20 protein-coding genes are annotated in these 25,590 nt (G+C 61.6%); 11 read left to right on the top strand and 9 right to left on the bottom strand.

Annotated elements, in window-relative coordinates:
- Positions 1-111 precede the first annotated feature (111 nt).
- The 4 genes from V5E97_RS19680 to V5E97_RS19665 all read left to right on the top strand — a co-directional run bounded on the left by V5E97_RS19680 (position 112) and on the right by V5E97_RS19665 (position 5,636).
- The gene (locus tag V5E97_RS19680) at positions 112-978 is read left to right on the top strand and encodes a serine/threonine protein kinase (protein WP_406700983.1); all 867 of its coding nucleotides are present in this window, start codon (positions 112-114) and stop codon (positions 976-978) included.
- Between the two features lie 209 nt (positions 979-1,187).
- Positions 1,188-2,900 (top strand): DNA repair helicase XPB, encoded by a 1,713-nt coding sequence (locus V5E97_RS19675; protein WP_406700982.1) that lies wholly within the window; start codon positions 1,188-1,190, stop codon positions 2,898-2,900.
- A gap of 125 nt (positions 2,901-3,025) precedes the next feature.
- Positions 3,026-3,250 (top strand): hypothetical protein, encoded by a 225-nt coding sequence (locus V5E97_RS19670; protein WP_015249511.1) that lies wholly within the window; start codon positions 3,026-3,028, stop codon positions 3,248-3,250.
- Between the two features lie 13 nt (positions 3,251-3,263).
- Positions 3,264-5,636 (top strand): helicase-associated domain-containing protein, encoded by a 2,373-nt coding sequence (locus tag V5E97_RS19665; RefSeq protein ID WP_406700981.1) that lies wholly within the window; start codon positions 3,264-3,266, stop codon positions 5,634-5,636.
- 56 nt (positions 5,637-5,692) lie between these two features.
- Here the strand turns inward: V5E97_RS19665 and V5E97_RS19660 are convergent, their stop codons facing one another.
- A complete protein-coding gene (locus V5E97_RS19660) occupies positions 5,693-7,189 on the bottom strand; it encodes a class I adenylate-forming enzyme family protein (RefSeq protein WP_406700980.1) in 1,497 nt (498 codons plus the stop codon).
- Positions 7,190-7,445: 256 nt separating this feature from the next.
- On the opposite strand from V5E97_RS19660, the gene V5E97_RS19655 reads away from it, so the two are divergent.
- The gene (locus tag V5E97_RS19655; RefSeq protein ID WP_406700979.1) at positions 7,446-7,937 is read left to right on the top strand and encodes a cupin domain-containing protein; all 492 of its coding nucleotides are present in this window, start codon (positions 7,446-7,448) and stop codon (positions 7,935-7,937) included.
- A gap of 155 nt (positions 7,938-8,092) precedes the next feature.
- On the opposite strand, the gene V5E97_RS19650 is transcribed toward V5E97_RS19655, so the two are convergent.
- From V5E97_RS19650 to gatC, 4 genes are all read right to left on the bottom strand, one after another.
- Positions 8,093-8,953: a TIM barrel protein gene (locus V5E97_RS19650; protein ID WP_406700978.1), complete on the bottom strand. Its 861-nt coding sequence runs from the start codon at positions 8,951-8,953 to the stop codon at positions 8,093-8,095.
- A 107-nt stretch (positions 8,954-9,060) separates the two neighbouring features.
- Positions 9,061-10,542, bottom strand: coding sequence for an Asp-tRNA(Asn)/Glu-tRNA(Gln) amidotransferase subunit GatB (gene gatB / locus V5E97_RS19645; RefSeq protein WP_406700977.1), 1,482 nt, complete (start codon positions 10,540-10,542; stop codon positions 9,061-9,063).
- A 49-nt stretch (positions 10,543-10,591) separates the two neighbouring features.
- Positions 10,592-12,085, bottom strand: coding sequence for an Asp-tRNA(Asn)/Glu-tRNA(Gln) amidotransferase subunit GatA (gatA, locus tag V5E97_RS19640; protein ID WP_406700976.1), 1,494 nt, complete (start codon positions 12,083-12,085; stop codon positions 10,592-10,594).
- Between the two features lie 52 nt (positions 12,086-12,137).
- Positions 12,138-12,425, bottom strand: coding sequence for an Asp-tRNA(Asn)/Glu-tRNA(Gln) amidotransferase subunit GatC (gatC, locus tag V5E97_RS19635; protein WP_406700975.1), 288 nt, complete (start codon positions 12,423-12,425; stop codon positions 12,138-12,140).
- 302 nt (positions 12,426-12,727) lie between these two features.
- Between gatC and V5E97_RS19630 the strand changes: the two genes are divergently transcribed.
- Entirely contained in the window at positions 12,728-13,990 is a 1,263-nt protein-coding gene (locus V5E97_RS19630; protein WP_406700974.1) for a bifunctional UDP-N-acetylglucosamine diphosphorylase/glucosamine-1-phosphate N-acetyltransferase GlmU, read from the top strand.
- 321 nt (positions 13,991-14,311) lie between these two features.
- On the opposite strand, the gene dtd is transcribed toward V5E97_RS19630, so the two are convergent.
- The gene (gene dtd, locus V5E97_RS19625) at positions 14,312-14,761 is read right to left on the bottom strand and encodes a D-aminoacyl-tRNA deacylase (RefSeq protein ID WP_406700973.1); all 450 of its coding nucleotides are present in this window, start codon (positions 14,759-14,761) and stop codon (positions 14,312-14,314) included.
- Positions 14,762-14,955: 194 nt separating this feature from the next.
- Here dtd and V5E97_RS19620 point away from each other — a divergent pair, with 194 nt between their 5' ends.
- The 5 genes from V5E97_RS19620 to V5E97_RS19600 all read left to right on the top strand — a co-directional run bounded on the left by V5E97_RS19620 (position 14,956) and on the right by V5E97_RS19600 (position 22,707).
- Positions 14,956-15,993 (top strand): Gfo/Idh/MocA family protein, encoded by a 1,038-nt coding sequence (locus V5E97_RS19620; RefSeq protein ID WP_406700972.1) that lies wholly within the window; start codon positions 14,956-14,958, stop codon positions 15,991-15,993.
- Between the two features lie 15 nt (positions 15,994-16,008).
- Positions 16,009-17,730 carry an ArnT family glycosyltransferase gene (locus V5E97_RS19615; RefSeq protein WP_406700971.1) on the top strand — a complete coding sequence of 574 codons (1,722 nt, stop codon included), beginning with the start codon at positions 16,009-16,011 and terminating at the stop codon, positions 17,728-17,730.
- A gap of 639 nt (positions 17,731-18,369) precedes the next feature.
- A complete protein-coding gene (locus tag V5E97_RS19610) occupies positions 18,370-19,521 on the top strand; it encodes a PP2C family protein-serine/threonine phosphatase (protein WP_406700970.1) in 1,152 nt (383 codons plus the stop codon).
- Between the two features lie 1,842 nt (positions 19,522-21,363).
- Positions 21,364-22,443, top strand: a complete 1,080-nt coding sequence (locus V5E97_RS19605) for a DUF1559 family PulG-like putative transporter (protein WP_406700969.1) — start codon at positions 21,364-21,366, stop codon at positions 22,441-22,443.
- Positions 22,444-22,506: 63 nt separating this feature from the next.
- Positions 22,507-22,707 carry a hypothetical protein gene (locus V5E97_RS19600; RefSeq protein WP_406700968.1) on the top strand — a complete coding sequence of 67 codons (201 nt, stop codon included), beginning with the start codon at positions 22,507-22,509 and terminating at the stop codon, positions 22,705-22,707.
- Between the two features lie 209 nt (positions 22,708-22,916).
- On the opposite strand, the gene V5E97_RS19595 is transcribed toward V5E97_RS19600, so the two are convergent.
- The 3 genes from V5E97_RS19595 to V5E97_RS19585 all read right to left on the bottom strand — a co-directional run bounded on the left by V5E97_RS19595 (position 22,917) and on the right by V5E97_RS19585 (position 25,437).
- Positions 22,917-24,083 (bottom strand): multiheme c-type cytochrome, encoded by a 1,167-nt coding sequence (locus V5E97_RS19595; protein WP_406700967.1) that lies wholly within the window; start codon positions 24,081-24,083, stop codon positions 22,917-22,919.
- Positions 24,084-24,202: 119 nt separating this feature from the next.
- Positions 24,203-24,769 (bottom strand): hypothetical protein, encoded by a 567-nt coding sequence (locus tag V5E97_RS19590; RefSeq protein WP_406700966.1) that lies wholly within the window; start codon positions 24,767-24,769, stop codon positions 24,203-24,205.
- Between the two features lie 101 nt (positions 24,770-24,870).
- On the bottom strand, positions 24,871-25,437 hold the full coding sequence (locus V5E97_RS19585) for a hypothetical protein (protein ID WP_406700965.1): 567 nt from the start codon (positions 25,435-25,437) through the stop codon (positions 24,871-24,873).
- Between the last annotated feature and the right edge of the window lie 153 nt (positions 25,438-25,590).

Raw genomic sequence — 25,590 nt, 5'->3', positions numbered from 1 at the left:
CCCCGCAACGGACACCGAGGCGACCGCGCCAACGCTTTTCCAACCCGACCCTAGGTCCACGATATCCCATTCCCTCGGGCGGGCAATCCGCCTCGACGATCGAGGAAACGCATGGCAGACGTGTCGAGCAAGCCGAAGCTGAGCGAGATGAAGTATCGGGTCGTTAGCCCACTGGGCAATGGGGCGGGTAGCACGATTCTCTTGATAAGCGACAAGACGGCGGGAGGCAAGCGTTACGCCCTCAAGGTCGTGAAGCGTCAGGACGCCGACGACGACGTCTATATCTCTCAGGCTCGCGTTGAATTCGCGGTGGCTCAGAAGCTTAATCATCCCGCGATCGCCAAGATCTACGACATCCGGACCAAACGCTCTTGGTTCCGACTTTCCGGTGTCGAGCTTCTGATGGAATACGTCGACGGCAAAACGCTCGACGAACTGGAAGCGCCGGCGATGGATCAACTCATCCTGGTCTTCAACCAGGTGGTTTCCGCGCTCGCCCACATGCATCGCCGTGGGGTCTACCATGGCGATCTGAAACCGTCCAACATCATGCTTTCCAAGACCGGACAAGTCAAACTGATCGATTTTGGCACCGCTTGGATCAAGGGCGAGGAGAAGAACCGGATCCAGGGAACCCCCCAGTTCATCGCGCCGGAGCAAGTGGCTGAGCGGGTAGTCGATGAACGGACGGATATTTACAACCTGGGCGCGACGATGTACCGCATGTTCACGGGCCGGTTCGTTCAGCAGGGACTGCCCAAGCCTGGGGAATCGGGAAGCCGGAAAATCGCCTCACCGATTCAGATTAACCCCAAGATCCCGGGCACGCTGAACGAGACGATCATGGCCTGCTTGGAGATCAGCCCCGAACGTCGGCCCGCCGGTATGTTTGAAATCAAGCACCAGTTGGCGGCCGTCGCCAAATACCTCGGACTTCAGGAAGTCGACCTGAAAGGTGCCGAAGACGAGGAGTTTTAGGCGGACTCGGCGATTCGGCGAGTTCTTGATGGGTGGTTGGTCCCCTTGCCGCGTCGTCGGTCTCTGATTTCGTGACACGTCTGTGGGTCGGGACGCGATCCTGTTGTTAAGCCGACCTTGTCAGTTCGCTCAGGCGCGTCTACCATGAACTGGGTTCGGCGGGGGCTACCGCCACTTCGTCCTGCTCGTTTTCGCCTGGCAAGGAGCCCATGCAGTACAATCCCTCCAACCCGCTGATCGTGCAGGGAGACCGCACGGTCCTCTTGGAAGTTGACAACCCGTTGCACGCCGAGGCCCGCGATGCGATCGCGCCGTTCGCGGAGCTGGAGAAGAGTCCCGAGCACATTCATACGTATCGCTTGACTTCCCTCTCGCTCTGGAACGCCGCGGCCGCCGGTATGACCGCCGACGCGATGATCGAAGCGCTGGGGATTTACAGCAAGTTCCCTTTGCCGCCGAACCTCGGGACTGATCTTCGGGAACTGGTGAGCCGTTACGGACGAGTGACGCTCCGGCGGATCGACGGTGCGCTTCGCATGGTCACGGCGGACCAAGCGTTGCTTGAGGAGTTGGCCCGGCAAAAAGGGGTTCGCGACTACCTGGGCGAGCGGATCGACGCGACGAGCTTCGTGATCGATGATGCGTTTCGGGGGATGCTGAAGCAGGCCTTGATTGGAGTCGGTTACCCGGCCGAGGACTTGGCTGGCTACGCCGAGGGGGCCGACCTTGCCGTCGAGCTGCGCGAGATCGGCCGAAACGGTCTCCCATTCAAGGTACGCGACTACCAGCGGGGGGCGGTTGATGCCTTTCACGCGGGAGGCGACGCACGCGGCGGGTCGGGGGTCATTGTCTTGCCTTGCGGTGCAGGCAAGACGATCGTGGGCCTCACGGCTCTCGCCGCTCTCAAGAAGAACACGCTGGTCCTGACCACCAGCACCACGGCCGTCGAGCAGTGGAAGCGCGAGATCCTCGACAAGACCGATCTCGACGACTCGATGGTGGCCACCTACACCGGCGACTCGAAAGCGATCGCGCCCGTCACTCTGGCCACGTACCAGATCGTCACCTATCGGCCCAGGAAGGATGGCGACTTCCCGCATTTCTCCCTGTTCAATCAGCGGGACTGGGGCCTGATCATCTATGACGAGGTCCACCTGCTTCCCGCCCCGGTCTTCCGGGTCACGGCCGATATCCAGGCGCGTCGCCGTCTTGGTCTGACCGCGACGCTGGTCCGCGAGGATCACCGCGAAGAAGACGTCTTCAGTCTCATCGGTCCCAAGAAGTTCGACGTGCCGTGGCGGGTGCTCGAGTCCAAGGGGTGGATCGCGGAAGCCCAGTGCCATGAAGTACGGCTCGGTCTGCCTGGCGATGCCCGCATGGAGTACGCGGTGGCCGAATGGCGCGATAAGTTTCGCCTGGCGAGCGAGAATCCGTCCAAAGATGATTTGGTTGCCTTGCTGCTCGACGAGCACGATGGGCCCGAGGATCGCGTCCTGGTGATCGGCCAGTATCTCAAGCAACTGCGCCGAATCGCCGCGCGGTTTGACGTGCCCTTGATCACCGGGCAAACGTCGAACAACGAACGGGAAGACCTGTATGGTCGGTTCCGTCGTGGCGACATCCGTCGGCTTGTGCTTTCGAAAGTCGGTAACTTCGCGATCGACCTGCCCGATGCCAATGTGATGATTCAGGTTTCGGGCACGTTCGGGAGTCGCCAGGAGGAAGCGCAGCGACTGGGTCGGATCCTTCGCCCCAAAGAAGGGGAAGTTCCTGCCAGTTTCTATTCCCTGGTGACCCGCGACACGCGAGAGATGGATTTTGCCCATCATCGGCAGTTGTTCCTCACCGAACAGGGGTATAGCTACGAGATCCTCGACGAATCCGATATCGTGGCCCGTGCGTCGACGGCTTCGAACTCGTAGTGCCGCCCGTCCGCCCCTCCCAGGTCAGGGGGCCTGCCTTGGGAACGGTCTGCCGGCTCCGGATGGCCTATTTTTCGTAGAAAGCCCGACGAGCCTGAGTCGAATTACCTTTGGGAGTGCCAGCGATGCCTGCCCCGTCCGCGCGAATTCCAGTCAAGCTCCATAAGCACGTGGCCCTGATCCGCACTGCGGAACCGGTCCTCGCAGAGGAGTTGCTGGCGCGGAAAACGCTGGCTCGCATGGTCGCGGGACGGCTCTCCGAGACCGTCCTGCTGGTCCACTCTGAAGAGGAAGAGGGCATTATCGAGGAGCTGCGGCGGATGGGGCATACCCCTCGAGTCGTTCGCTGAGGGTGACGCGACGATGGCCGATGATGCTCCGGATTGGGAAGAAAACGAATCGACGACCTCAGAGGGTGCCGCGACGGTGCCCGTGGTCGTTACCCCTCCGTTAACCGCCTACCTCCGCGCGCTCGAGCGCTACGAGGGGCTCCGGCTCTTTGAAATTCACCGAGCGTTGGGCCTGGCCGACCCGGGGACGAAGCCTCGTGCGCTGGCTGGGATCATCACCGAGCGCCTGGCGGAACCGCGGTTCGCGGAGCGGATTCTTGCTCCGCTCGAACTCGGCCCGCGGCTGGCGACCAGCCTGTTCATGCTCACCGAGACCACGTCGTGGTCCTTCAACGGCCTCTTCCATGCGCTTATGTGCCTGGGGATCGAGCCAACCCCGACGGTCCATCGATTGCTCGAGCTGGGCCTACTGGCGATCGAACTGGCGGAAGGCAATTTCACCAATGACCTCGCGCGTCTGATCGAACGTGGTCAGGTGGGCGGAGCCCGCTTCCTGGCTCATCCCTCGGTGCTGGGCGCATCAAGGACGGTCCTTCCCGAGAGGAGCCTCCCTCCCCATACAGGGACGGTTTCCAGGATTCGCGAGACCGACGGACTCGAGGCCATCTTGCGGTTGGCCGCCGTCTGGCAGCGCGTGGCCGAAGGCCCGTTGCGTCGCACCCAACACGGGACGCTCTACAAGCGAGACCGCGATCGACTCGAAGACGATCCCGTGCTCGCCGGCCCGATCGCCGATGCTTTGGAACCGCTTCCCGACATGGCGGCATTCTGGTTGGCCCTGTCTCGTGCCGTCAGTCTTCTCGTCGACGAAGAGAACAGCGATCGCGTTGTGGCGGCCCCACCTGGGTTCTGGGCCGAGAATGCAATCCACCTGCCGCAGATGATTGCCACCCGATGGCTCGCGCTTCGGACGTGGCACGAGCAGGGGGGGATGCAGCAGGAAGGGAGCACGGTGGAACTGGCGCTGCCGTTCCTCCGCCCCGTCGTCTTGCTCTGGCTCGCCACCCTTGCCGAAGACGAATGGGTCGCGCTCGACGACTTCGATGCCCAGCTTCGTGAGTTGCTGCCCGACTGGGATCGAGCCGGCTTTCTGGAAGAGCCCGCGGCGAATCCCGCTGCGCGTGCCAAGGCCCTCCGCGCCGCCAAATCCGCACGCCCCGCGCGAGAGAGCCGAAACGAAGGAACAGGACCGGAACCTGCGGTTCTTGAATCACTGCTGCTTGGGGCCGCCTATCAGCTCGGCCTCGTCAGAGCCGCCGTGGATGGGTCGGATGGCCGGGCGATTGTCCAGCTCTCCGCGCTCGGACGGTACATTCTCGCGATCGGTCCGCCACCACCGCCCCGTCCCACGTTCGAGCACTTCCTCTACGTTCAACCCAACTTTGAGATCATCGCGTATCGACAAGGGCTGACCCCGTCGTTGATCGGCCAGTTCAGCCGATTCGCCCTCTGGTCCCAAGTCGGAGCCGCCCTGGAACTCAAGTTGACTCCCGAATCGGTCTATCGAGGGCTTGAAGGGGGGCTGAACCCTCCCGAGATGCTCGATCGCCTGGCGCGGCATAGTCAGCGGGCCTTGCCCGCCGGTGTTTCCGAGGCCGTACGCACCTGGGCGGGGCGCCGCGATCGGATCACCTACTATGGGTCGGCAACGCTGGTTGAGTTTGCGACGAGGGAAGACCTCGAAAAGGCGATGGCCCAGTGGCCCGAGTCGGTAGGGGCGGCGCCGATCGCGATCTCAGACCGCCTTTTGCTTGTGGAAGACGACTCGTCGATTCCCTTCCAACGGCTCCGGCTCGCTGGCGCTCGCGACTATCGCCGGTCGCCCGAGGCCTGCCTCGAAGTCGAAGCCGATGGCGTGACACTCTCGCTCGACCTGAGTCGTTCCGACCTCCTTGTCGACGCGGAGCTCGTCCGGTTCGCCGATGAGTTGCCCCTGGATCCGGCCACCGGAACTCCCGGCAACCCGCGTCGCCGCTTCGTGATTTCACCCGCCTCGATTGCGCGCGGCACAGCCAACGGGATGACGTCGTCCACCTTGTCACACTGGTTCGCCCGCCGGACCGACGCCGATATTCCCCCCGCCGTCCGATTGCTCCTCCTGGCGAATCAGTCGCGGGTCCCCGCGCTCAATACCAGTCGTCCCCTCGTGCTCCACGCCCCTTCGGCCGACCTCATCGACGGCTTGGTGCAGCATCCGAGCACGCGCAGCCACCTGGGCGAACGACTCGGGCCGACCTCCGTGGTTGTCCCCGACGAGGAGCTCGAGGCATTCCGGATCGCACTCGACCAACTTGGCCTCGCGATCGCCGATCCTTCGACCGCGAAAGAACCTGAGATCACAAGTCGTCCGGCGGGGGTGATCCCCCGTTCGCCCAAGCGAAAATGAGGCACGTGGGAGTCGGTTCGGGTGGCCCCACTCCCACGTTGATCTCATCGCTTGGATTATCTTAGGAGTCGTCGCAGCGCTTTTCCGGAAACGCTTCGGGGAACCTCGGCGACGAACTCGACCGAACGGGGAAGCTTGAACGACGCCACTTCCGGCCTCAGGTAGTCCACGACTCCTTCGGGGGTCCAGGTGTGGTCGGGCTTCAGGGCGACATAAGCCTTGACGACTTCGCCGAGGTTTGGGTCAGGGACACCTACCACCACGGCATCGGCGACGGCAGGGTGGCGGTGCAGGACCTCCTCGACGTCGCGCGGATAGACTTTCTCGCCACCGACGTTGATCATGTCCTTCACGCGATCGACGATGAAGACGTACCCGTCTTCGTCGATTTTGACGATGTCGCCGGTCTTGAACCAGCCGTCGGTGGTGAAGACTTCGGCCGTGATCTCTGGTTTTCCGAAATAGCCCGCCGCGATTGCCGTCCCTCGGGCCCAAAGTTCACCCACGGAGCCCGGCGGGACCGGCTGCCCCTCGGCGTCGACGACCTTGAGAACCGTGTCGCCCATCGCTCGGCCGCACGAGCCGGGCCGCATCTCGGTGTGAGGGGTAGTCGTAATGACCGGGCTGGTCTCGGTCAGGCCGTAGGACTCGGCGTAGCCGACATTCCAGAGCCGTTTCATACTCTCGATTAATTCCAGAGGCATCGGCGCCGCGGCACAGAGGATGAGGCGAAGGCTGCCCAGATCACGCCGTGAAGAACTCGGAGATTTACTCATATAGTTGATCATCGTCGGAACACCGAGCATGATCGTGGGACGGGTCTCCTCGATGAGGTCGAGCGTGGGTTCGGTGCGGTAGCGTCGGGGGACGATCGCGGTCGCTCTGACGACAAAGCTGCTCAGGAGACCATTGATCAAGCCCCAACTGTGGAACAGGGGGGCCGCGATCAGGAGCCGGTCGTCGGCCGTGTAATGAACTTGCGCGAAGTTTATGGCGTTGTCGATGATGTTGCGGTGTGAGAGCATGACTCCTTTGGCAAACCCGGTCGTCCCTGAGGTATAGAGCAGGCTCGCCAGCGCCTCCGGCGCCAGATCGAGAGCCTCAAAGTGGCTTGACGCTTCTGCCAGAGCCGCGTCGAGTGTTGGGAGTTCGGCGTCCTCGGCGACGTCACCCGTCAGCAGGGTGTGCTCTGTGCCCATCCCGTCACGGACGGCCTCCAACGATTGCCAGCGCGTGGGGTCGGTCAGTAAGAGGAGGGCCCTGGAGTCGGAAACAACGAGTCGAACCTCCTCGGGTTTGAGGGAGGCGTTGACCACATTGGGAACGACTCCTGCTTTCAGGGCGCCCACGTAAGCGATGATCAACTCGGGGCCGCTTTCGAGGAAAATCGCGATCACATCGCTCTGGCGGACCCCTCGTTGACCGAGAAAGTTGGCGAACTGATTGGTCAGGCGCTCGAGTTCCTGATACGTGACGGCCCGTCCTTCGAACAGAAAAGCGGGATGTTCGGGACGCTCGTGAGCGGCTTCGGTGAGGAGATTGGCGACGTTCATGGTTCTTTCCTTACCCTGATCTCGAAGACCGCACGAGGGACGAGGACCAGACTGCGCCCGCCGCCGGTGGATCTCGCGTTTGCGATTGGGGGAAGCGGTTGCGCCAGGTCTCTGACGCTTTGAGCTCCGGGATCTTACGGCGGCCTGGAGATTCGATTAGGATGCCGGACAGTTCGGCGGCTGGACTCGATTGCGAGCGCGAGCAGCGCAGGTCGAGCCCCAGTCGCCAAGACTCTCTCACTGGAACTTACCGAGGATGAACACCGTGTCGACGAACCAACGCTCCAAGTGCCGTCCGGAAACGATCGCGTTTTCCGCCGTACTACTTGCGGTGATACTGGGCTGGGCTTCGCGAGAGTACGTCTTCGCCCAGTCGAAGGCTGCCGCCCGCTCGCAGACGGTGCCGCTCGATCAGGTCAAAATGAGCCCGTTCAGCTACGAAGGAAAGCCCGTCGGCCAAGTTGGGGTCTACCTCGAAGGCGATACTCCCAAGAGCTCGAAGTTTGTGACTGGCCGGTTCGTTCTCGACCCGGGTCAGACGCCGCACGCGCCTCACGCTCACGTCGAGGAAGAAGTGATGGTCATCGAGAGCGGTCAGGGCGAAATTTTCTGTGATGGTAAGACGACGAAAGTCGGGCCAGGTTCAGTTATGTTCACCACGCCGAATGACTCGCATGGCATTATCAACACCGGAAAGTCGCCTCTGGTATTCTACTTCATCAAATGGGCAAGCAAAGACGCAAAGTGAAGTCTGGTCCAGAGGAACAGGTCAGGAAGGACTTGGAGCAAGTTCCTTCTTGACCAGGGCGCACGGGCGACTGTTCCTGTAACCGACTTACAACGCGTGGGACGGGCGGCCCGCCAGTTGGGAATCACCTGGGCGGGCCGCCCACACTTTGCGGCTTACGAGCTCATCTTCAGCAGAGTATCCATTCGCCGAACGATGTCGCTCAAGTCTTTTTTGGGCACTTCGGCCGTGATCCAGCCTTGATAGCCCACCTCGATCAGTGCCGCGCGCACCGCCGGCCAGTCGATCTCCCCTTCACCGAGAAGGTAGTTGAATCGCCGCTCTTTCTTGTATTCCTTGATGTGGATTTTGAGGATGCGCTTGCCGAGCTCGCGGATCCATTCCTGCGGGTAGCCGAATTCGACCACGTTGCCCACGTCGAAATAAGCACCCACCCAGGGGCTCTCGAACTCGTCAATGTAACGCGCGAATTCGATGGGGCTGAGCAGGAACTTGTTCCAGACCTCTTCGATGGCAATCTTGATCCCGTGCTTCTCGGCGTCGGGGATCAGCTTGCGGATATTCGCTTGCGACCGCTTGTAGGCGTCGCGATAGGAGACGTCCTTGGTGACGACGGCCGGGACGACCAGGACGGTGGTTCCGCCGTACGCCTTGACGTCGACCATTTCCTGGCGGATCGCTTCCAGGCCGATTTCGACGACCTTGGGGTCGGGGTCGGAAAGCGTTTGCTGCCAGTGCTTCGTCCCGCTGACGCCGTGGATGATCAGTCCGGTCTTGTCGCGAGCGCGAAGCACTTCGTCGCGGTCGAGCTCATTGGGGCTGAGCAGCTCAACGCCCTGGAATCCGGCGGCCTTGAGCGCTTCGAAGTCGGGAAGGATGGGACCCTTGCTGGTCCCCAGCATGAACGCCTTCTTCCAAGCAGGAGAGGCACCGTCCGCCGCAAGGGCCTGCACCCCCATGGTCGCGGCGGCGATCGTGGCTCCGGTGCCTTTCAAAAACGACCTGCGGTCGATCATCGTCTGCGCTCCTCCGCTCGTACTCTGGAATTGTCGTCCCCCAGATATCACCCGGGGGGCTTCCAGAATAGGATGCGAGTGGCGACCAATCTAGACCGTCGTGATTATCAACCCTGGCCGGCAATCTCGCTGAGCTTGACGTCGAGCAACTCGCCAACGAGCGCGGGGTCAGCTTTGCCTCCGGTCAGCTTCATGACCTGGCCGCGGAGAAACCCTTTGACCGCGTCGGGCTTTTTCTTGCCCCCCTTGAGGTCTTCGACGGCCTTGGGATTGGCTTGCAGGGCCGTCTCGACGGCCGTGGCGATGGCGTCACGGTCAGAAACCATGCCATAGCCGCCGGCCGCGATCACCTTGTCGACGGGGTCGCCCGTCTCGACCAAGGCGGCAAGAACCTCGCGCCCTTGGTTGGTGTTCAGCTCTTTCCGTTTGACCCGGTTGATCAGGTCGGCCAGGACGTCGGGCGTCACGGGGAACTCGGCGAGGGTCTGCTTCTTCTCCTTGATAATCCGCAGGACCTCCTGCTGGATCCAGTTGCTCGCCAGCTTGTACTCGTCGGTCGCTTTGGCGACGGCGTCGAAGTAGTCAGCCACATCCTCGCCTTGCTCGACCAGGACATTGGCGTCGTAGGCGGAGAGTCCGAAATCGGTCTCGAACCGCTGTCGACGGCGGGCGGGGAGTTCGCCGATCGAGGCGCGAACGCGCTCGATCCAGGCCTCATCGACGACCACGGGCACGAGGTCGGGCTCGGGGAAATAGCGATAGTCGGCCGCGGTCTCCTTACGGCGCTGGGGTTTGGTTGCGCCGTCGGGTTCGCTCCAGCCCCGGGTTTCCTTGTGGGCGTCGTGGATCGTCAGGCCGTCTTCTTTCCACTGGCGAAACTGCCGCTCCGCCTCATAGGCCAACGCCCGCTCGACCGATCGAAAGCTGTTCAAATTCTTGATCTCGACGATCGGCGTGGCCACCGTCTTGCCGTCGACGTCGATATGGAGGTTGATGTTCGCGTCGCAACGAAGGCTCCCCTCCTGCATCTCGCAGTCGGAGACGCCCAGGTAGCGAAGCGTGAGCCGAAGCTCTTCCAGCAGGGCTTTGGCATCCTGGGGGTTGCGAAGATCGGGCTCGGTCACGATCTCCATCAGCGGGATGCCGGCGCGGTTCAAGTCGACTTCCGAGAACCCGCCGTTGCCGTGCGTCAGCTTGCCCGTGTCCTCCTCGAGGTGAACGCGAGTCAGGCGGCAGCGCCCACCGCCCGAGCCATCCTTCTGGACGGGGATCTCGAGCCAGCCATGGCGGCTGAACGGGAGGTCATACTGGCTGATCTGGTAGTTCTTGGGGAGGTCGGGATAGTAGTAATTCTTGCGGTCCCACTTGGTGAACGGGGTAATCTCGGCGTTGAGCGCGACGGCCGTCTTGAGGGCGAGCTCGAACGCCTTCCCGTTCATCACAGGCAAGCTACCCGGGAGGCCGAGCGAGACCGGGTCGGTCTGGGTGTTCGGCGGAAGGCCGAACTCGGTTCCGCATGACGAGAACATCTTGCTCTCGGTATGAAGTTGGACGTGGACTTCCAGCCCGATGATGATCGTGTAATCCATGTGCCGCCTGCCTTGGAATCGCTTCGTGTACGTGATGAGGAGCCGGAAGTCATCGCGCGATCGGCGGCCGTCGCGTGTGCCAGTCGGTCGAGCGCTCGAAAACGCGAGCGGTTCGCAGGAGGTTCTCCTCGGCGAACGCCGGCGCGAGCAACTGGAGACCGATCGGCAGACCCGAAGCGGTCGAGCCGCAAGGGATGCTCAAGCCGGGGATGCCGGCCAGGTTCGCCGTGATCGTGTAAATATCGGACAGGTACATCGCCAACGGGTCGGCCGTCCGTTCACCAAGCTTGAAGGCGGGGGTCGGTGAGGTCGGCCCGATCAGCACGTCGACGTCTTTGAAGGCAGAGTCGAAGTCGTTGCGGATCAGGCGCCTGACCTTCAGGGCCTGGTTGTAGTACTGGTCGGCGTATCCGGCCGAGAGCGCGAACGTGCCGAGCATGATCCGCCGCTTGACCTCGGCTCCGAAGCCTTCGGCACGGCTGGCCATCATCATCCGGATCAGAGGCGGCAGGTCTTCCTCGCCGGGGAATTTTGCCGAGAAGTCCTCCGCGCGATGGCCGTAGATCGTGCCGTCGTACCGGGAGAGGTTGCTCGAGCACTCGGCGGGTGCGACCAGGTAGTAGGCGGGGACGCCGAACTTGGAGTGCGGGAGCGAAACTTCTTTGATCGTGGCCCCGGCCTTTTCGTAGACCCGGATCGCTTCGCGAACGGCCGCCTCGACCTCGGGGTCGAGTCCCTCGCTGAAAAACTCGCGGACGATGCCGATTCTCAGGGTTGCCGGCGGGGTGTCCAGGGTGGCCGAGTAGTCGGGCACCGGCGTATCGACGCTCGTCGAGTCGTGCGGGTCGCGCCCCGAGATCACCTTGAGCAAGAGCGCGGCGTCGGCCAGGTCATGCGCAAACGGCCCGACCTGGTCGAGTGAACTGGCGTAGGCGATCAGGCCGTAGCGGCTCACTCGGCCGTAGGTGGGCTTGAGGCCGACCACGCCGCAGAGCGCCGCGGGTTGCCGGATCGAGCCGCCGGTGTCGGTGCCGAGGGAGAGGGGGGCGAGGTCGGCGGCAATGGCGACGGCCGAGCCTCCGGAAGATCCTCCCGGGATCCGCTCTTCGTCCCAGGGGTTGCGGGTCGGCCCGTAGGCGCTGTTCTCGGTGGACGACCCCATCGCGAACTCATCCATGTTCGTTTTGCCGAACAGGATTGCGCCGGCCGACTTGAGTCGGGCGATGACGGTGGCGTCGTAGGGGGGGCGGAAGTTCTCGAGCATCCGGCTGCCGCAGGTGGTCGGCTCGCCGTTGACGCAGAGCACGTCCTTGATCGCGACTGGCAAACCTGCGAGGGGGCCGACCGGCTCACCGGCGTGTCGTCGCGCGTCGATCGCCTTCGCCTGTGCGAGTACGGCGTCACGATCGAGGTGGACGAACGCGTTGAGTCGTTCGAGTTCGTCAACGCGCTGCAGGTAGCCGCCGACGAGTTCCTCGGAGGTGATTTTCCCCGCGTTCAACTGGGCGATCCATTCGCATGCGGTCGTGCGAGTCAGGTCCATCAGCGGTCGATCCTGGGGGCGGGGGTGAAGGAGAATGGGCGGAGAAAGGCGATCATTCAAGCACGGCCGGCACGAGGAAGCTGTCTGTGTTCCGCTTGGGGGCGTTCGACAGCGCCTCCTCCTTTGAGAGTGAAGGTCCGCGCACGTCCTCTCGGAAGACATTGCGGACCTCGACGCCGTGAGCCAACGGCTCGACGTTCGTCGTATCCAGTTCCTGGAGCTGCGCCACAAACTCCACGATCGAGTTGAGCTGGCCGGTGAACGTTTCCAGTTCGGTCGGACTCAACCGCAGCCGGGCTAGCAGGGCGACCTGGGCCACCTCGTCGATCGACAACGCCATGGGCCGACGAATCCTCAGGAAAAATAAAGAAGGGATCATTCGCGGCGCCGGGTCAGCCCCTAAAGAGTGGGGCGGCTCTGTCCGCGTCGTCCGGAATGCTCGATCCGCGGCGTCCCGCATTCCCAAAACCAGCGGGCCGCCGACACGTCGTCAGTGTGCCAGATCGACGGCGATCCTTCAAGCTTCGCGATCTTGGCGACTTCGGACGAATTGACGAAGACCGAGGGCCTCATCTATGATTTTCGCTGGCCCGTGAGGGGTCACGACATCGGTGTCTTCTCACTCGAAGGTTGAGTCACATCATGATTCAGGGTCCAGTAGCGATCATTTTGGCGGCGGGCCATGGCAAGCGTATGAAGTCGGAAAAGGCCAAGGTGCTCCACGAGGTTTGTGGCCAGCCGATGATTCATTATGTGGTCGCGGCCGCACGCCAGGCAGGTGCCAGGACGATTATCGTCGTGGTCGGCTATGGCGCTGACCAGGTTCGATCGGCCCTGGCCGACGAGCCCGACATTCTCTTCGCGACCCAGACACGCCAACTCGGCACCGGCGACGCCGTGAAAGCCTGCCACTCGCTTCTCGAGGGATACCAAGGCCCCGCGCTGGTCTTGGTCGGGGATGAACCGTTGGTTCGCCCCCAACCCCTCGCCGATCTCCTTACCCGCCAGCATGAGGACGCGGCCGCCTGCTTGCTCGGAACCGCCATCGTCCCCGACCCGACCGGCTTCGGGCGGATCCTGCGCGACTCCGCGGGCCGGTTCCTCCGCATTGTCGAGCAACGCGACTGCAACCCGGAAGAGAAACAGATCGCAGAGGTCAACCCAAGCTGTTACGTGTTCGATCTGCCGGGCCTCTGGGATGCCCTCGACAAGCTCGATACCAGCAACGCCCAAGGGGAATACTATCTGACCGATGCCCCCTCGTGGCTCCAGTCGATGGGCCGCAAAGTGGTCGCTCTCCCGGTCCTCGACGCCGACGACATCCTCGGCGTCAACACGCGGCAACACCTGGCGCAAGCTCATGCGATCATGCAGGCGAGGATCCAGGATCATTGGATGACGGAAGGGGTCAGTATCGTCGACCCGCGAAACACGTACATCGACGGGCGCGTCGCGATCGGACCTGATACGGTCGTCTTCCCGTTCTCGGTGTTGAGTGGAACGGTGACGATCGGGGCCCAGTGCCGGATCGGACCTTTTGCCCATGTGCGCGACGGAACGGTGCTGGAGGATGGAGCCGAGGTCGGGGCTTTCGTCGAGGTGAACCGTTCGCATTTCGAGGCCGGGGCCCGGGCCCGGCACCTGGCTTATCTCGGTGACGCGCACGTCGGGTCGAACGCAAACATCGGCGCGACGGCCGTGACGGCGAATTTCGATGGTCGTGAGAAGCACCGAACGACGATCGGGGCGAATGCCATGATCGGGTCGGGAGCGATTCTGGTGGCTCCGGTGACGATCGGGGACGGGGCGACCATCGGTGCCAACGCCGTGGTCACCAAGGGCCAAGCCGTGGCCGACGGCCAGACCGTCGCCGGAATTCCCGCGCGACCGTTGCCGAATCGGTGAGGGCTGCAGCGCTTCCGGCTGACCTGATTCCACTCCGTAGCGTGGGCACGGCCTGCCGTTTCTATCTCCATTATAGAAATGGAGGTTAGGATGGCTGGCTATGTCCGCTCTACCGGAGTAAGAGTCTGTCCCAGAAGGTGAATCCCACGGGAGCTTTTGAATGATCTGCTGGGTGCCATGCGGTTCCGTACTCGGAACCCATGCGGGAATGCCTTGGCCTGGCGCGCACGGGTTCCGAGTACGGAACCCGTGGCACCCAAACGGCCTTCAATTTTCGGTTTCCCTGAACTTACGAGACAGACTCTAATCGAACATGAAGCGTCAGAAAGCCTTCCGGCTCTCCAGAAGGAGGGTCACCGGTCCGTCGTTGATGAGTTCGACCTTCATCATGGCCCGGAAGACGCCAGTGGCGACGTTGAGTCCGGTGGCGGCCACTCGATCGACGAAGTAACGATAGAGTCGGTCGGCTTCCGTCGGTTCGGCGGCTTCGGTGAAGCTGGGACGCCGGCCTCCGCGACAGTCTCCGAGCAGGGTAAATTGGCTCACCACGAGCACGCTGCCCCCCGTGTCGGAGACACTGAGATTCATCTTGCCTTCGGCGTCCTCGAAAGCACGGAGGTTAACGATCTTGTCGGCCAAGCGGATGGCATCGTCGTCGGAATCGCCCTTGGCGACACCAAGGAGGACGAGCCAACCCGGCCCGATCTCACCGACCCGTTCGCCTTCCACGTCGACCGAGGCCCGCGTCACTCGTTGCAAGACCGCACGCATTCCCCTGAATCTCCGCATCCACAGAAATCTCGCCCCGAGGCACACTATACCGATTCGGAGCCGGCTCAGGTCCGAACTCTCATTATGAGTGGCCGATTTTGACTTTCGGTGGTAGGCTGACAGCGAATGAGTCGGTGCGCAGGCTGAGTTGAGGTTTCGGCTCGTTTGGAGAGGCGTCGGAGGCGCTTGTTGACGTGTCGAGACATGTTCGACTGCGAGTTGGTGTGGTTGGTTTGGGCCGGCTCTGGGAGGCACGGCACAAACCCGCCCTGATGCGGCTTCGGGACCGGTTCCAGGTGACGGCCCTTTATGATCAGGTCCTTCGGCGCGCGGAGATCGAGGCGGCCCAGCTCGGGTGTGCGGCGGTCGAAGGGCTGACGGCCCTGATCGAACGGTCGGACGTCGACGTGATCTATTTGCTCACCCCGCAGTGGTTCGGGCTCCATCCGATCGAGATTGCCTGTGCCTGCCGGAAGCCGGTCTATTGTGCCTTGCCGCTGGCGAGCGAACCCGAGGAGCTCGAAGCGATCGCGGCGCTGGTGGAGGCGAGTGGTATTGTATTCATGCCCGAATTCGCCCGTCGCTTCTATCCAGCGACCCTGCGGCTTCGGGAATTGCTCGCCACTTCACTTGGACCTCCGCGGTTGATCCTCGGGCAAAATCGCCTGTTCGGGTTCGATCGGTATGGCCAGCCTGGCCCGACGAATCAGATTGCCCCGGCCCCCTTGATGATCGATCCGGGGAGCTACCTCCTCGACTGGTGCTGCTTCCTCTTCCAGGCCGAGCCAACCAAGGTGCAAGGTTTCGAGGGGACGATTATTCCCGCTGGGGGCGAGAAGGGGAGTGGCCCCGACTTCGAGAGCTTCGTGGCCGAGTTCGCCGATGGGGCGATGGTACAGATCTCGTTCGGCCGGTATGATCGGGCCATCTGGGGGGAGGCGAGCCGTTTCTTGCCGCAACCTGGTTTTCAGGTCTACGCGGAGCGGGGCGCGGCCTGGTTGGAACTCCCCGAGCGAATCCAATGGGCGGCCGCCGACGGGACGCACGAGGAACGCTTACCCCTGGAGCCCACCGTCGGCGACGTGCTCAACGAGCAGTTTCATCGGCTCGTTCACGGCGAGCCCTCGCTCGCTCCCACCATTCGGGACGCGCTTTCCGTGGCCCGACGGGTGAGCGATCTGAGGCAGAGTCAGCGCGAGCAACGCATGATTGTCCGGCCACCGCGCCTCTGAGGAGCCGTTCCAGGGATGGATCCGAACAACGCGACGCCCCACCCCGAGTCTGCTGGGGGTGGTGACCGAACTCCTCCTGCTCCTGCCCCACGTTGGTCGACCGTTGTGGTGGTTCTGGCCGGGCTTCTGGGACTCGGCTTGATGGCCGATTCGATCGCCGCCAGTTCGGCCACTTATGACGAGGTCACGTATCTCCAGGTGGCCGCTCGGTGGTGGCGGACCGGTGATCAGGAAGAGATTTCGCGAATGGGGTCGCCGCTCGTCTTCTGGAAACTCCAGCAGGCCCCCATCCTCTGGATCCTTGACCACTCGGGCCACCGCGACTGGGTCGACGCACCGATTCAATATCAGAGCCGCTTGCTTCCACTCGCGCGGCTCGGTTCCCTCTGGATCTGGGCCGTCGCCTGGTGCCTGACTGTGGTGTGGAGCCGCTGGCTCTACGGCCCAAGGGCGATGGCTCTGGCCGCCTTGCTCTTCGTGCTCAGCCCCAACCTGCTGGCACATGGGGCGCTGATTACCATGGAGATGCCACTCACCGCCTGCACGACCGGCATGTTCTTACTCTTCTGGCGATTCCTCCAGACCGGTGACCGGCGGCCATTCTGGGGAACGGCCGCGCTCGCGGGTCTCGCATGGTCGTGCAAATATACGACGGTGATCATCCCTCCGATGCTCGGCCTGGTCTGGTGGATTGACCGGTGGCGGAGCGGCGAACGACAACCCGCGCGGTTGACGTTCAAGGTGGCGCGCGGGATGGTCGGCTTTCTCGTGGTCATGGGACTCACGAACTTGCTGGTCACTGGCTTCGCGGTCCTCCCGCTCGGCACGCCTCAGGCCGAACATCGGAAGCTCAAGCAGGTCGTCGGCGCGACCTTACGGCCGTGGGTCGACCCTGCCATGCGCCTTCCCATTCCCGAGGAGTTGGTCGGGTTCGCCAACCAACTGGTCCGGCAGCGAGAAGGGGGGCCGAGTTACCTCTTCGGTGAACGGCGGATGACCGGTTGGTGGTACTACTATTTCGTGGCCTTGGCCGTGAAGGTTCCCCTGACGGTCGGCCTTCTCCTCGTCGGACGCGGGCTCTCGCGTGGGCCGGTCGCCGCGAAGAATCGATCGTGGATGCTCCCGACGATCATGGTCTTGTTCATGGCGATCACGGCCGTCGGCTCTTCGCGAAACTATGGACTCCGCTACCTGCTTCCGCTTGCCCCGCTGGCGATCGTCTGGGTATCCGGCCTTGCCGAGGGGAATCGATGGGCGCGGGCCTTGGCCGTGATCGGTGTGCTCGGCCAAGCGGTCGCCGTGGCTGGGATTCATCCCCACGAACTGACCTATTTCAACGTGATTGCCGGTGGGCCGGCCGGAGGTCGTCAGATCCTGGGCGACTCCAACCTCGATTGGGGGCAGGGACTCAAGTCGCTCGTTCGCCTCCAGCGCGAGGATCCCGCCATGGCCGACATGACTCTCTATTACTTCGGAGATACTGACCCCACTCACTATGGAGTCGCCGGCACGAGCCATGTGCTCAATGCCGTGACGGTCCCTTTGACGCTCCCGGCGAAATTGAGTGCCAAGACCGAGTTTCTCGCCGTCTCTGCCTCCCTCCAGTGGGGCCCCTGGGGGCCCGAAAACTATTTCCGAGCACTCAGGGGCCTGAGGCCGGTCAGGATGACCGACGATCAAACGATCGCGATCTACCGGACTCGCGACCTCCCCGACGATGCGGCTCCAGACCTCTGAGCCATCCGCGCGAAAACCCTCTGGATAAAACCAGAATGCACTCGGGCTCGGTTCTCAATTTCCCAATCCAATGGGAACCGACCTCCCAATCGCCAAGCTTGACTCTTGATCGAGGTTCATGAAACCCCGAACGGCTGCAGGGGTCGTCTCGGGCGGTTTGGTGGAGCAGTAGGCGGCCGCGCTGAGCACCCGGGTGTCGAAACGCTACCAGGTCGGGTGCCTGATGCAGTCCTTGATCGTTTTGGATGTTATTTGGTAGTGGGGAGCGTTGAATTCAAAGATGCGTAAAAATTATGATTCATTGAAGTGATAGATCTCCGCGAATGATTGGCTGTGGGAATCGTCATTTTCTTCATCGACCTTGGGGTGGCCGAGGGCATTCTGCATGCCGATCACCCTACTCTTGAATCGCTTTCTCGCAAGTGCACCGGTATCATTAGTTTCGAGCACGAGGTAGAGAGGAGGGATCGCGTGAGGATTGGTGATGCCCGACTTTTCACCAACGATCAGCGGATGACGCCGGGATGAGTCGAGTCGGCTCGCAACCTTCTGAGAGGTGGAATGCCGACGCAAAGTGTATCCCCTCCCACTCGGTTCGGGCGGTCCCTGAGCGATTCCCAAGGGCGGCAGATGCGACCAATGAGCAAGAGCAAGCCAAGAATCCTGGTCGTCGACGATACGCCGGCCAACCTTAAAATCCTCGCGGATTTGCTCCGGCGGGACTACCTGCTGAGCGTGGCCACCAGCGGTGCCGACGCTCTGGAGATCGCCTTTTCCGAGGACCGGCCGGATCTCGTGCTGCTCGACATCATGATGCCCGAGATGGACGGCTATGAGGTCTGCCGGCGGCTCAAGGCGGACCTGAGGACGCAGGATGTTCCGATCATCTTCGTCACGGCGATGAGCGAGATGGACGACGAAACCAAGGGGTTTGCCCTGGGGGCCGTCGATTACATCACCAAGCCCCTCCGGCCGCCGATCGTGCAGGCGCGGGTGGCCGCCCACATCGAACTCGCCCTCGCTCGCAAAACTCTGGCCACCCAGCATAAGGTCTTGCACGAGTCGCTGGCCGTCGCTGCTGACGTGCAGCGAAGCCTGCTGCCCAAGTCCCTGCACTCCCTCCCCGGCCTCGAGGTTGCGGGGCGGATGATCCCCTGCGATGCCGTGGGGGGCGACTACCTCGACTTCTTGACGGGGGCAGACTTCGCGGAGCGTGGCTTCGGGGTTGCGGTGGGGGACGTGATGGGCCATGGACCCGCCGCGGCGCTGCTCATGACGGCGGCCCGCGCCTGCCTGCGCATGCGGGCGGCCCGCCCGGGAGGCGTCGCCGAGGTCGTGTCCGACATCAACCGGCACCTGGTCGCCGACCTGGGCGATGTCGAGCGGTTCATGACCTTCTACCTGCTCGCGGTCCAAAGCGACACTGTAACCTGGGTGAGTGCCGGCCACGAGCCTGCCCTGCTCCTGGATCCGGCGTCGGGAACCTTCACCGACCTGGAGGGGGATGGCCCGGTCCTGGGCATCGACCCGGATCTTTCGTTCCGCGCGCACCATGCCCCGTTTCGTGACCCGGGTCATGTCCTGGCCTTGTGTACGGACGGGGTCACGGAGGCCTGGAATCCAGAGGGTGAGCAATTTGGCCGCGAGCGGTTCAAGCAAAGCCTGCTCCGACACGCCCAACACGATGCGGGCACGATCCTCAATGGCGTGATCCGCGACGTCCTCGAATTTCGCGGAGTTGCAAAGCAGATGGACGACCTGACTCTGGTCATCCTCAAACGGATCTCGTGATTCGCCGCCTCTGGCGGAGGAGGGATTCCAACGGTCAAGATCAGTCGAGGGCGAGCGACAGGCGGTCCTCTATCCCTTCGGCAATTCGACTCGCCAGGCCGCTCGCGTTGTGATGGCCGGCCGACTCACTGGCGAGCCTTGCGATGCGAATCTGACACCGGGGTTTCCTCTTCCCCGGGCTGGACTCAACCCGTGAGCAGAAGCACGAGTGTCTTGCCCACGAGTTGCGACCAACCTGTGGCATTTCAGGCACGCCCGAAATGCGCAGGGAGCTCATGCCCACCTGTTCAGGAACGGTGACCATCAGCCCCCTTTTCGGAAAGACTTTCCGTGCATGGCTCGACCAGCCCCTGAGCACCGCGGCTGTCTCGACGCACATTCTGTTGCCGGAAATATCGTAACACGAAAACCTGTTTGAAGCTTTGTTTGCGCAGAAGGCCCGAAGACTTTCCTCAAGCCGTCGGAAATCGCGCTCCGCTGCCAGGTGGCGTCTCCCCAACGCCCCCACGCCACCTCTCAACTCGCTCGTTTCGGATTGTCTCATCTCACAGTAAACCCATTGCTGTTGCAACCGGGTTGAATGGCTCTCCCTCGCTTCATTCGAAAATCTGTTCGAATTTGCTCTCGCCTTTCCTACAGCGGTTTACCCTTGCGTCGATTACCTCGTTGTAGCCGGGGTCTTTGACCCCGGGGCGAATGCCAAGACCGGGGACACAGTCCCCAGATTCAAAATGGTTTCAGCCGCCATGATCCGCGAGCGACCTGGTGGTAGACCGCTGTAACTTGGGGCTTTCCCGAGGGAAGCACACGATTCGGCGCACGTTTACGATGAGGGACGGATCAATAAACCCGAAGCCAATCGGCTGGCTTGCCTTGATGAATTGAAAGGCGAGAATCAGTTCAGACTCTTCCCGAATTCCTTAAAATGTAGAAGTTTGTTCGTGGCGATCCAATAGGGGTGATGGCGTGCGTGCGTGTAGGATTTATGCGGTAGCAAGTATACGCTTACACGCTTAAGAGATACTCGTGGATCAATTTCGTGAATCGCGGCGTTCGAGTTTACGAAAAACTTGGTGAATCCAGGACTTGTAACGAGCGTAATTGAACCCCAATTTCTTAGGTTTGCAAAAATTTAATATTCCAGATTGTCTGATTCTTGCCGTGCCGATTCTTAGGCGATATAAGAGTTAATTCCGAATGAAAAAGGTGTCCGTCGAATCAAGATCAGCCAAGGCTACGATGTCTTGCTGTTCTGCCTCATGTCTCGGTCTATGAATTCTGTCGGTGTGAATGTAAACGCGCCGTGGGCTTGCTGCTATCATTACTGCAGGCATGCTCGCATTTCTCGCGAATCTAGTGCTCGATGTCAAATTCAGCGACCAGTCGGTCAAGCAGGTCTTGGGGTAAGCCTCGGATCGGTACGTAGGAATGCATGTGTGTGTGTGTGAATTGAGATTGTCGGATTTGCCGGCTTACAAGTCTGGTGATTGTCGGTGGTTAGGGGTTTGCTGCCGGTAAGGGTACGGTGGCTGACTCCCTTGTTGGGGGCCGAAACGGGAAAAATTTTGGACTCGCTTGATTGCGGAGAACTTTAGTGTGCTTCCTGTTCTGAACTTGGGCATTTGTTTCTGGGACAGCGATGATATCTTCGACTCACTTGCAGAATTATGACTGACAACCAGAACCGTTTTTTGAGACTTATCTGACGAACGTATCCGGAGGGAAACGATCGCCTGTTGTCAAGCCATTCTCGTGGCGATTCGGCTTAGGCCGAGCACCATGTCTTTTGGATCCGTCGCCTTTTATTTCCTTGTCCCGCGATATCTTTGAGGAGGTCCATCCATGAGGAAACGGCGTCTCGGTTTTACGCTCATCGAGCTCTTGGTCGTCATCGCGATTATCGCGGTTCTGATTGCGTTGCTTTTGCCTGCGGTGCAAGCCGCCCGTGAGGCCGCCCGCCGCTCACAATGCACTAATAATCTGAAACAGCTCGGGTTGGCCGTCCACAACTATATTTCCTTGAACTCCGTGCTGCCGTTGCAGACCATGTTTCCGACGGCCTCCGACGAAAGTTGGGGCTGGAGTTATGGCTGGGGCCTCGGACTTCTGCCCAACATCGAGCAGCAAGCGGCGTACAACGCGTTCAATTTCTCGATCGGGATCTTCGGAAACGCCGGTGGAAATACTTTTCAGCAAGGGAATAACACGGTTTGCCAACTCAAGATCGCAGGCTTCCTTTGTCCCTCCGATGGGGTCAAGAAAATGCCGGCGGATCCTAACGGGGGAACCAACTATGTTGGCAATTATGGCGGTCCCGGCCAGTTGGCCAAAGCCAACATGAATGGTGCCTTCAGCGGGACGATTATCCCCAACGGTTGGTACGCCGATGCTAACCTTGGACCGATCGGAATCGAGTCGATCACAGACGGGAGCTCGAACACCGCGCTGTTCAGTGAACGGCTACTCGGCCTCGTGGGAGACCCGATTATCCCCCGAAGTGACAAGGACTACAAACGTGGCATCTTCACGGCGGCCGGTCCCGTGGCAGGGAGCGGTGGGGCAGGTGCCTTACAATTCATCAGTGCTTGCAATGCCGTTCCGCCTTCGAGTAACTCCGCTCGTACCAATGGGAATGGTTACACCTGGTTTTCGGCTTACCCTTGGCACATCGCGGTGAATGCATACACTCACGTTGGCGCCCCGAACAGCGTGTCCTGCACAAATTCGGCGGACCAGGGAGGCTGGCTGAGCTTCACCGGGCCGATGGGATCGGCTCCGCCATCCAGCAATCATTCGGGCGGCGTGAACATGTCCATGGCGGATGGGTCGGTTCGGTTCCTCAAGGATACAGTGAACCTCCAGACGTTCTGGGCCATCGGCACTCGCAATTACGGTGAAGTGATTAGCGCCGATGCCTATTGAAAGCTGGGTTCATCATTGCGATGGACTTCCGGTCGATTCACTCCCTTCGTAAGGAGCTCGTTCGTGATGAAGCCGTTTGCAGGATGGCTCGGTGCCCCGATTCTCGTCTTTGCGTTTTCTGGCTGCGGGAGCGGAACCGCGGAGTCCACAACCCCGGTGGCTACCCAGGACGGTCGCCCCGCTGGGTTTGAGGACATGATGAAAGGCATGGATAAAAACATGAAGAAGGCGACGGCTAATCCCAGGGCTATGGTCAAGAAGTAACGGGGATAAGTCGACCCAAAATCGTATTCGCTCGGCCTCGGCCAAATGCCTCAGCGTTTGGCCGAGGCCGAGCTCGTTTAGCTGAGAGCAGAGTGGAGCCGAACTGAGACGTGGCGAGCTGAACGGACGGGATTGTCGGTAGCCACGGGCCGATTGCCTTCGAAGCGATGACTCATGTATCAAGCGCTTGCCAACGTTGAAGGCTTCAATCAGGGCCGGCGGCGAATCCAGTGGTCTGCAAACTGCATCTCCTGGCCGGAGTCGCGTCGAGGCATGTGGCACCCAACGCAACCCGTCACCTCTGCGATTGAGCAAGCCACCTGCTTTGGGCCCTGGTGACAGGCGAGGCAGGCCGCCTCATACCGGGCCTGATCGTGTGAAGTCCGAGCATGGGGATTGTGACAGGTGACGCAGCTCAGTTTTCCCTGACTCTCCTTGTAGCAGCGTGATTCCATCAAACCCACGGATTGGAACCGAACAAGGATTGGATTCTCAGGATAGCGATCACGTTGGGGAACGAATTCGGGCAGCCGGTGGCAATGGCCGCACATGCGCACCTGCGCCTCACTCGTCGAGCGGCCAGGGCCGAAGGGCATCACCAGCGACGTGACTTCTTCACCTCGCCTCGCCGTCTCAACGTGCTCGCGGCCCGGACCATGGCACCGCTCGCAGGAGACGTTCGGGATCAGGCTCGCGAGCTCGAGTGTCGAGGGCCCCCGGCTCGAGAGTCGTGTGGAATGACACTCGAAGCATTTGCGCGTTTCGAATTCGTTCAAGGCTCGTCCCAACGGCGAACGGCCGGGAAGGTCCGTGCAGGCAAGTTGGCCGGGCGTGACATCGATTCGCGAATTGCTGGCAAAAAAGCTCAGGCGGTGCTCGAGAGCCTGGGGATGCTCGGGATTCGGATCTGTCAGGCTAACAAATGTGGTGGCATGCGTGCCCGATCCGAAGGCGAACTCCAACTCGAGTCGATCGCGACGACTCGAGTTGCCCTCCACACGTTCGGCGAACAACCGGCCGTCGCTCCTGTCGTAGCTCCATCGAGCTTCCGGATAATCCGGATCACCGGCGCTTCGGCCTTCAAGCCACTCGGCCAACGCTCGTGCCGGGGGGCGGAGTGTTTGCGCATGCCCCGAGCGGCTGTGCTGAGCCGCTTCACCCGGATGGCACTCGCTGCAAGTTCGGCTCCCAACAAAGTTCGAGCTGTCTCGAGCGACGATTGATGTGCGGAGGTTCCCGGAGCCGAGTTGCGACGAGACCCACCACAGAATCCCTCCGAGACAGAGCAGGAGGGCGATCCCGAACAGCAGGAGCTCTCGCCAGGGGGAGATTTCACCGTGATCGGAGCGCGGGATCGGGGAGCCTGGTACGCTCATCGGGCCTCACCTCCACCAGGGGAACCACGCGTTCCAGTCTCACAAGGCGTGGATCGGAGTGCTCAACTGCAGTGGAGCAACCCAAGCCGATCGATCCACTTACCTTTGGATTCCAATAATCAATATAAGTCGAGGCCGCGTGACAGGCGATCCTCGAGTCCATCAGCGGCTTCGGCGATGCGGCGAACCAGGCCGCTGGCGTCGAGCTGTGCGGCCGAATCACTGGCGAGGTTCTCGATGACGACGAAGTATTCTTCGCCTCGGAGAACCTTGATCGCGAAGTGTCCCTCGACACTTTTGGCGTTGAGTTTGAGCAGGATCCTGGTGTCGCGGTCATTGGCCGGGCCACAGACCGAGACGAGGGAGAGGATCGAACGCCCTTCGGGGTCGGTTCCCGCATAGCCAAGATAGACAGCTTGCTGGCGATCGAGCTGCAATGGGACCGTCATCCGCCAACCGTGGCTCGAGGGACTTGCCTCGAAGCCACAGCGTTGGGCGATCGCTTGAATCAGGCGGGAGGCATCGGCATCAGCCGGCTCGGGAGCTTCGTAAGGGCCGAGCGCGTCGAGGCCGGCCTCGACGTCGGGGGCGGTCGCACCGAGCGGGAGGCCGCAACACACGCAAAAGCGATTGGAGTAGTGGTTGCCCAACGTGCAGCGGGCACAGGCGATGGTCGAGGACGACATTGAAGTGAGAGGCTCCCCGCTCGACGAAAATATAGGAGGGCCGGCCACTGAGGTTCGCGTAGAGGCGGCCCCCCGATCGGGACAGAAGCAGAGATCGACGCTTACTTGGTCACGGCCTTCATCGACGCCAGCAGTTCGTCAAAGCCCTTGCTCGCCGCCGCGACGGTCTTATCCGGACCAACCAACTTGAGAAAGTAGCCGGTTCCCCCGCTCTGGACGATCCCACCGAGCAAACGGAAGTTCGGCTTATCGTTCGCCTGCGGGCTTCCGGGAGCGAGCGGGGCGATGTAGTGTCCGGCGATCTCGACCCGTGTGACCTCGACGTTCTTCCCCTTCACGATCTTCTTTTCGACCTTGGGAAGGTCGCCCCCCTCTCCCTTGAAACCACTGCGCCAGCGCTTGATATTTTCATCCACTCCCCCTGCGCCTCCAGGGAAGGCGAACAGGATGAGTTCGGCCGGTTCCTCGTCTCCCTTGACCGGCGCAACGCTCATCTGGGCCTTACGCATGAAACTGGACGGCGTCAATTTTTTCCAGGCACCGGGTGCCTCGAAGGTCAACCCGTCGGTCTCGATCGTCTGAGTGGGGGCGTCGGCCCCGAGGCTGGTCAAGACGACCGCGATCGATCCCAGTGCGATGCGTCTGAGGAGGTGGCAGCGAAATGGCATATCTCTGGCTCCCTTTTTTCTGACCAATGAATCTGACCGATCTTGGCCTGACTCGAACCCCGCCGCTCGCTTGCGACCGCACGGGGTCACGACTACGATGCGAAGGTTGTCGGCTCTTTACCCGGACGCTTTTTGGATTCGCGGAGGATGATC

The organism is Singulisphaera photorubra, assembly GCF_045290345.1.
Lineage (GTDB): Bacteria > Planctomycetota > Planctomycetia > Isosphaerales > Isosphaeraceae > Singulisphaera.
The sequence above is the reverse complement of the archived record's forward strand: the minus strand, read 5'-3'. Positions and strand labels throughout refer to the sequence as shown.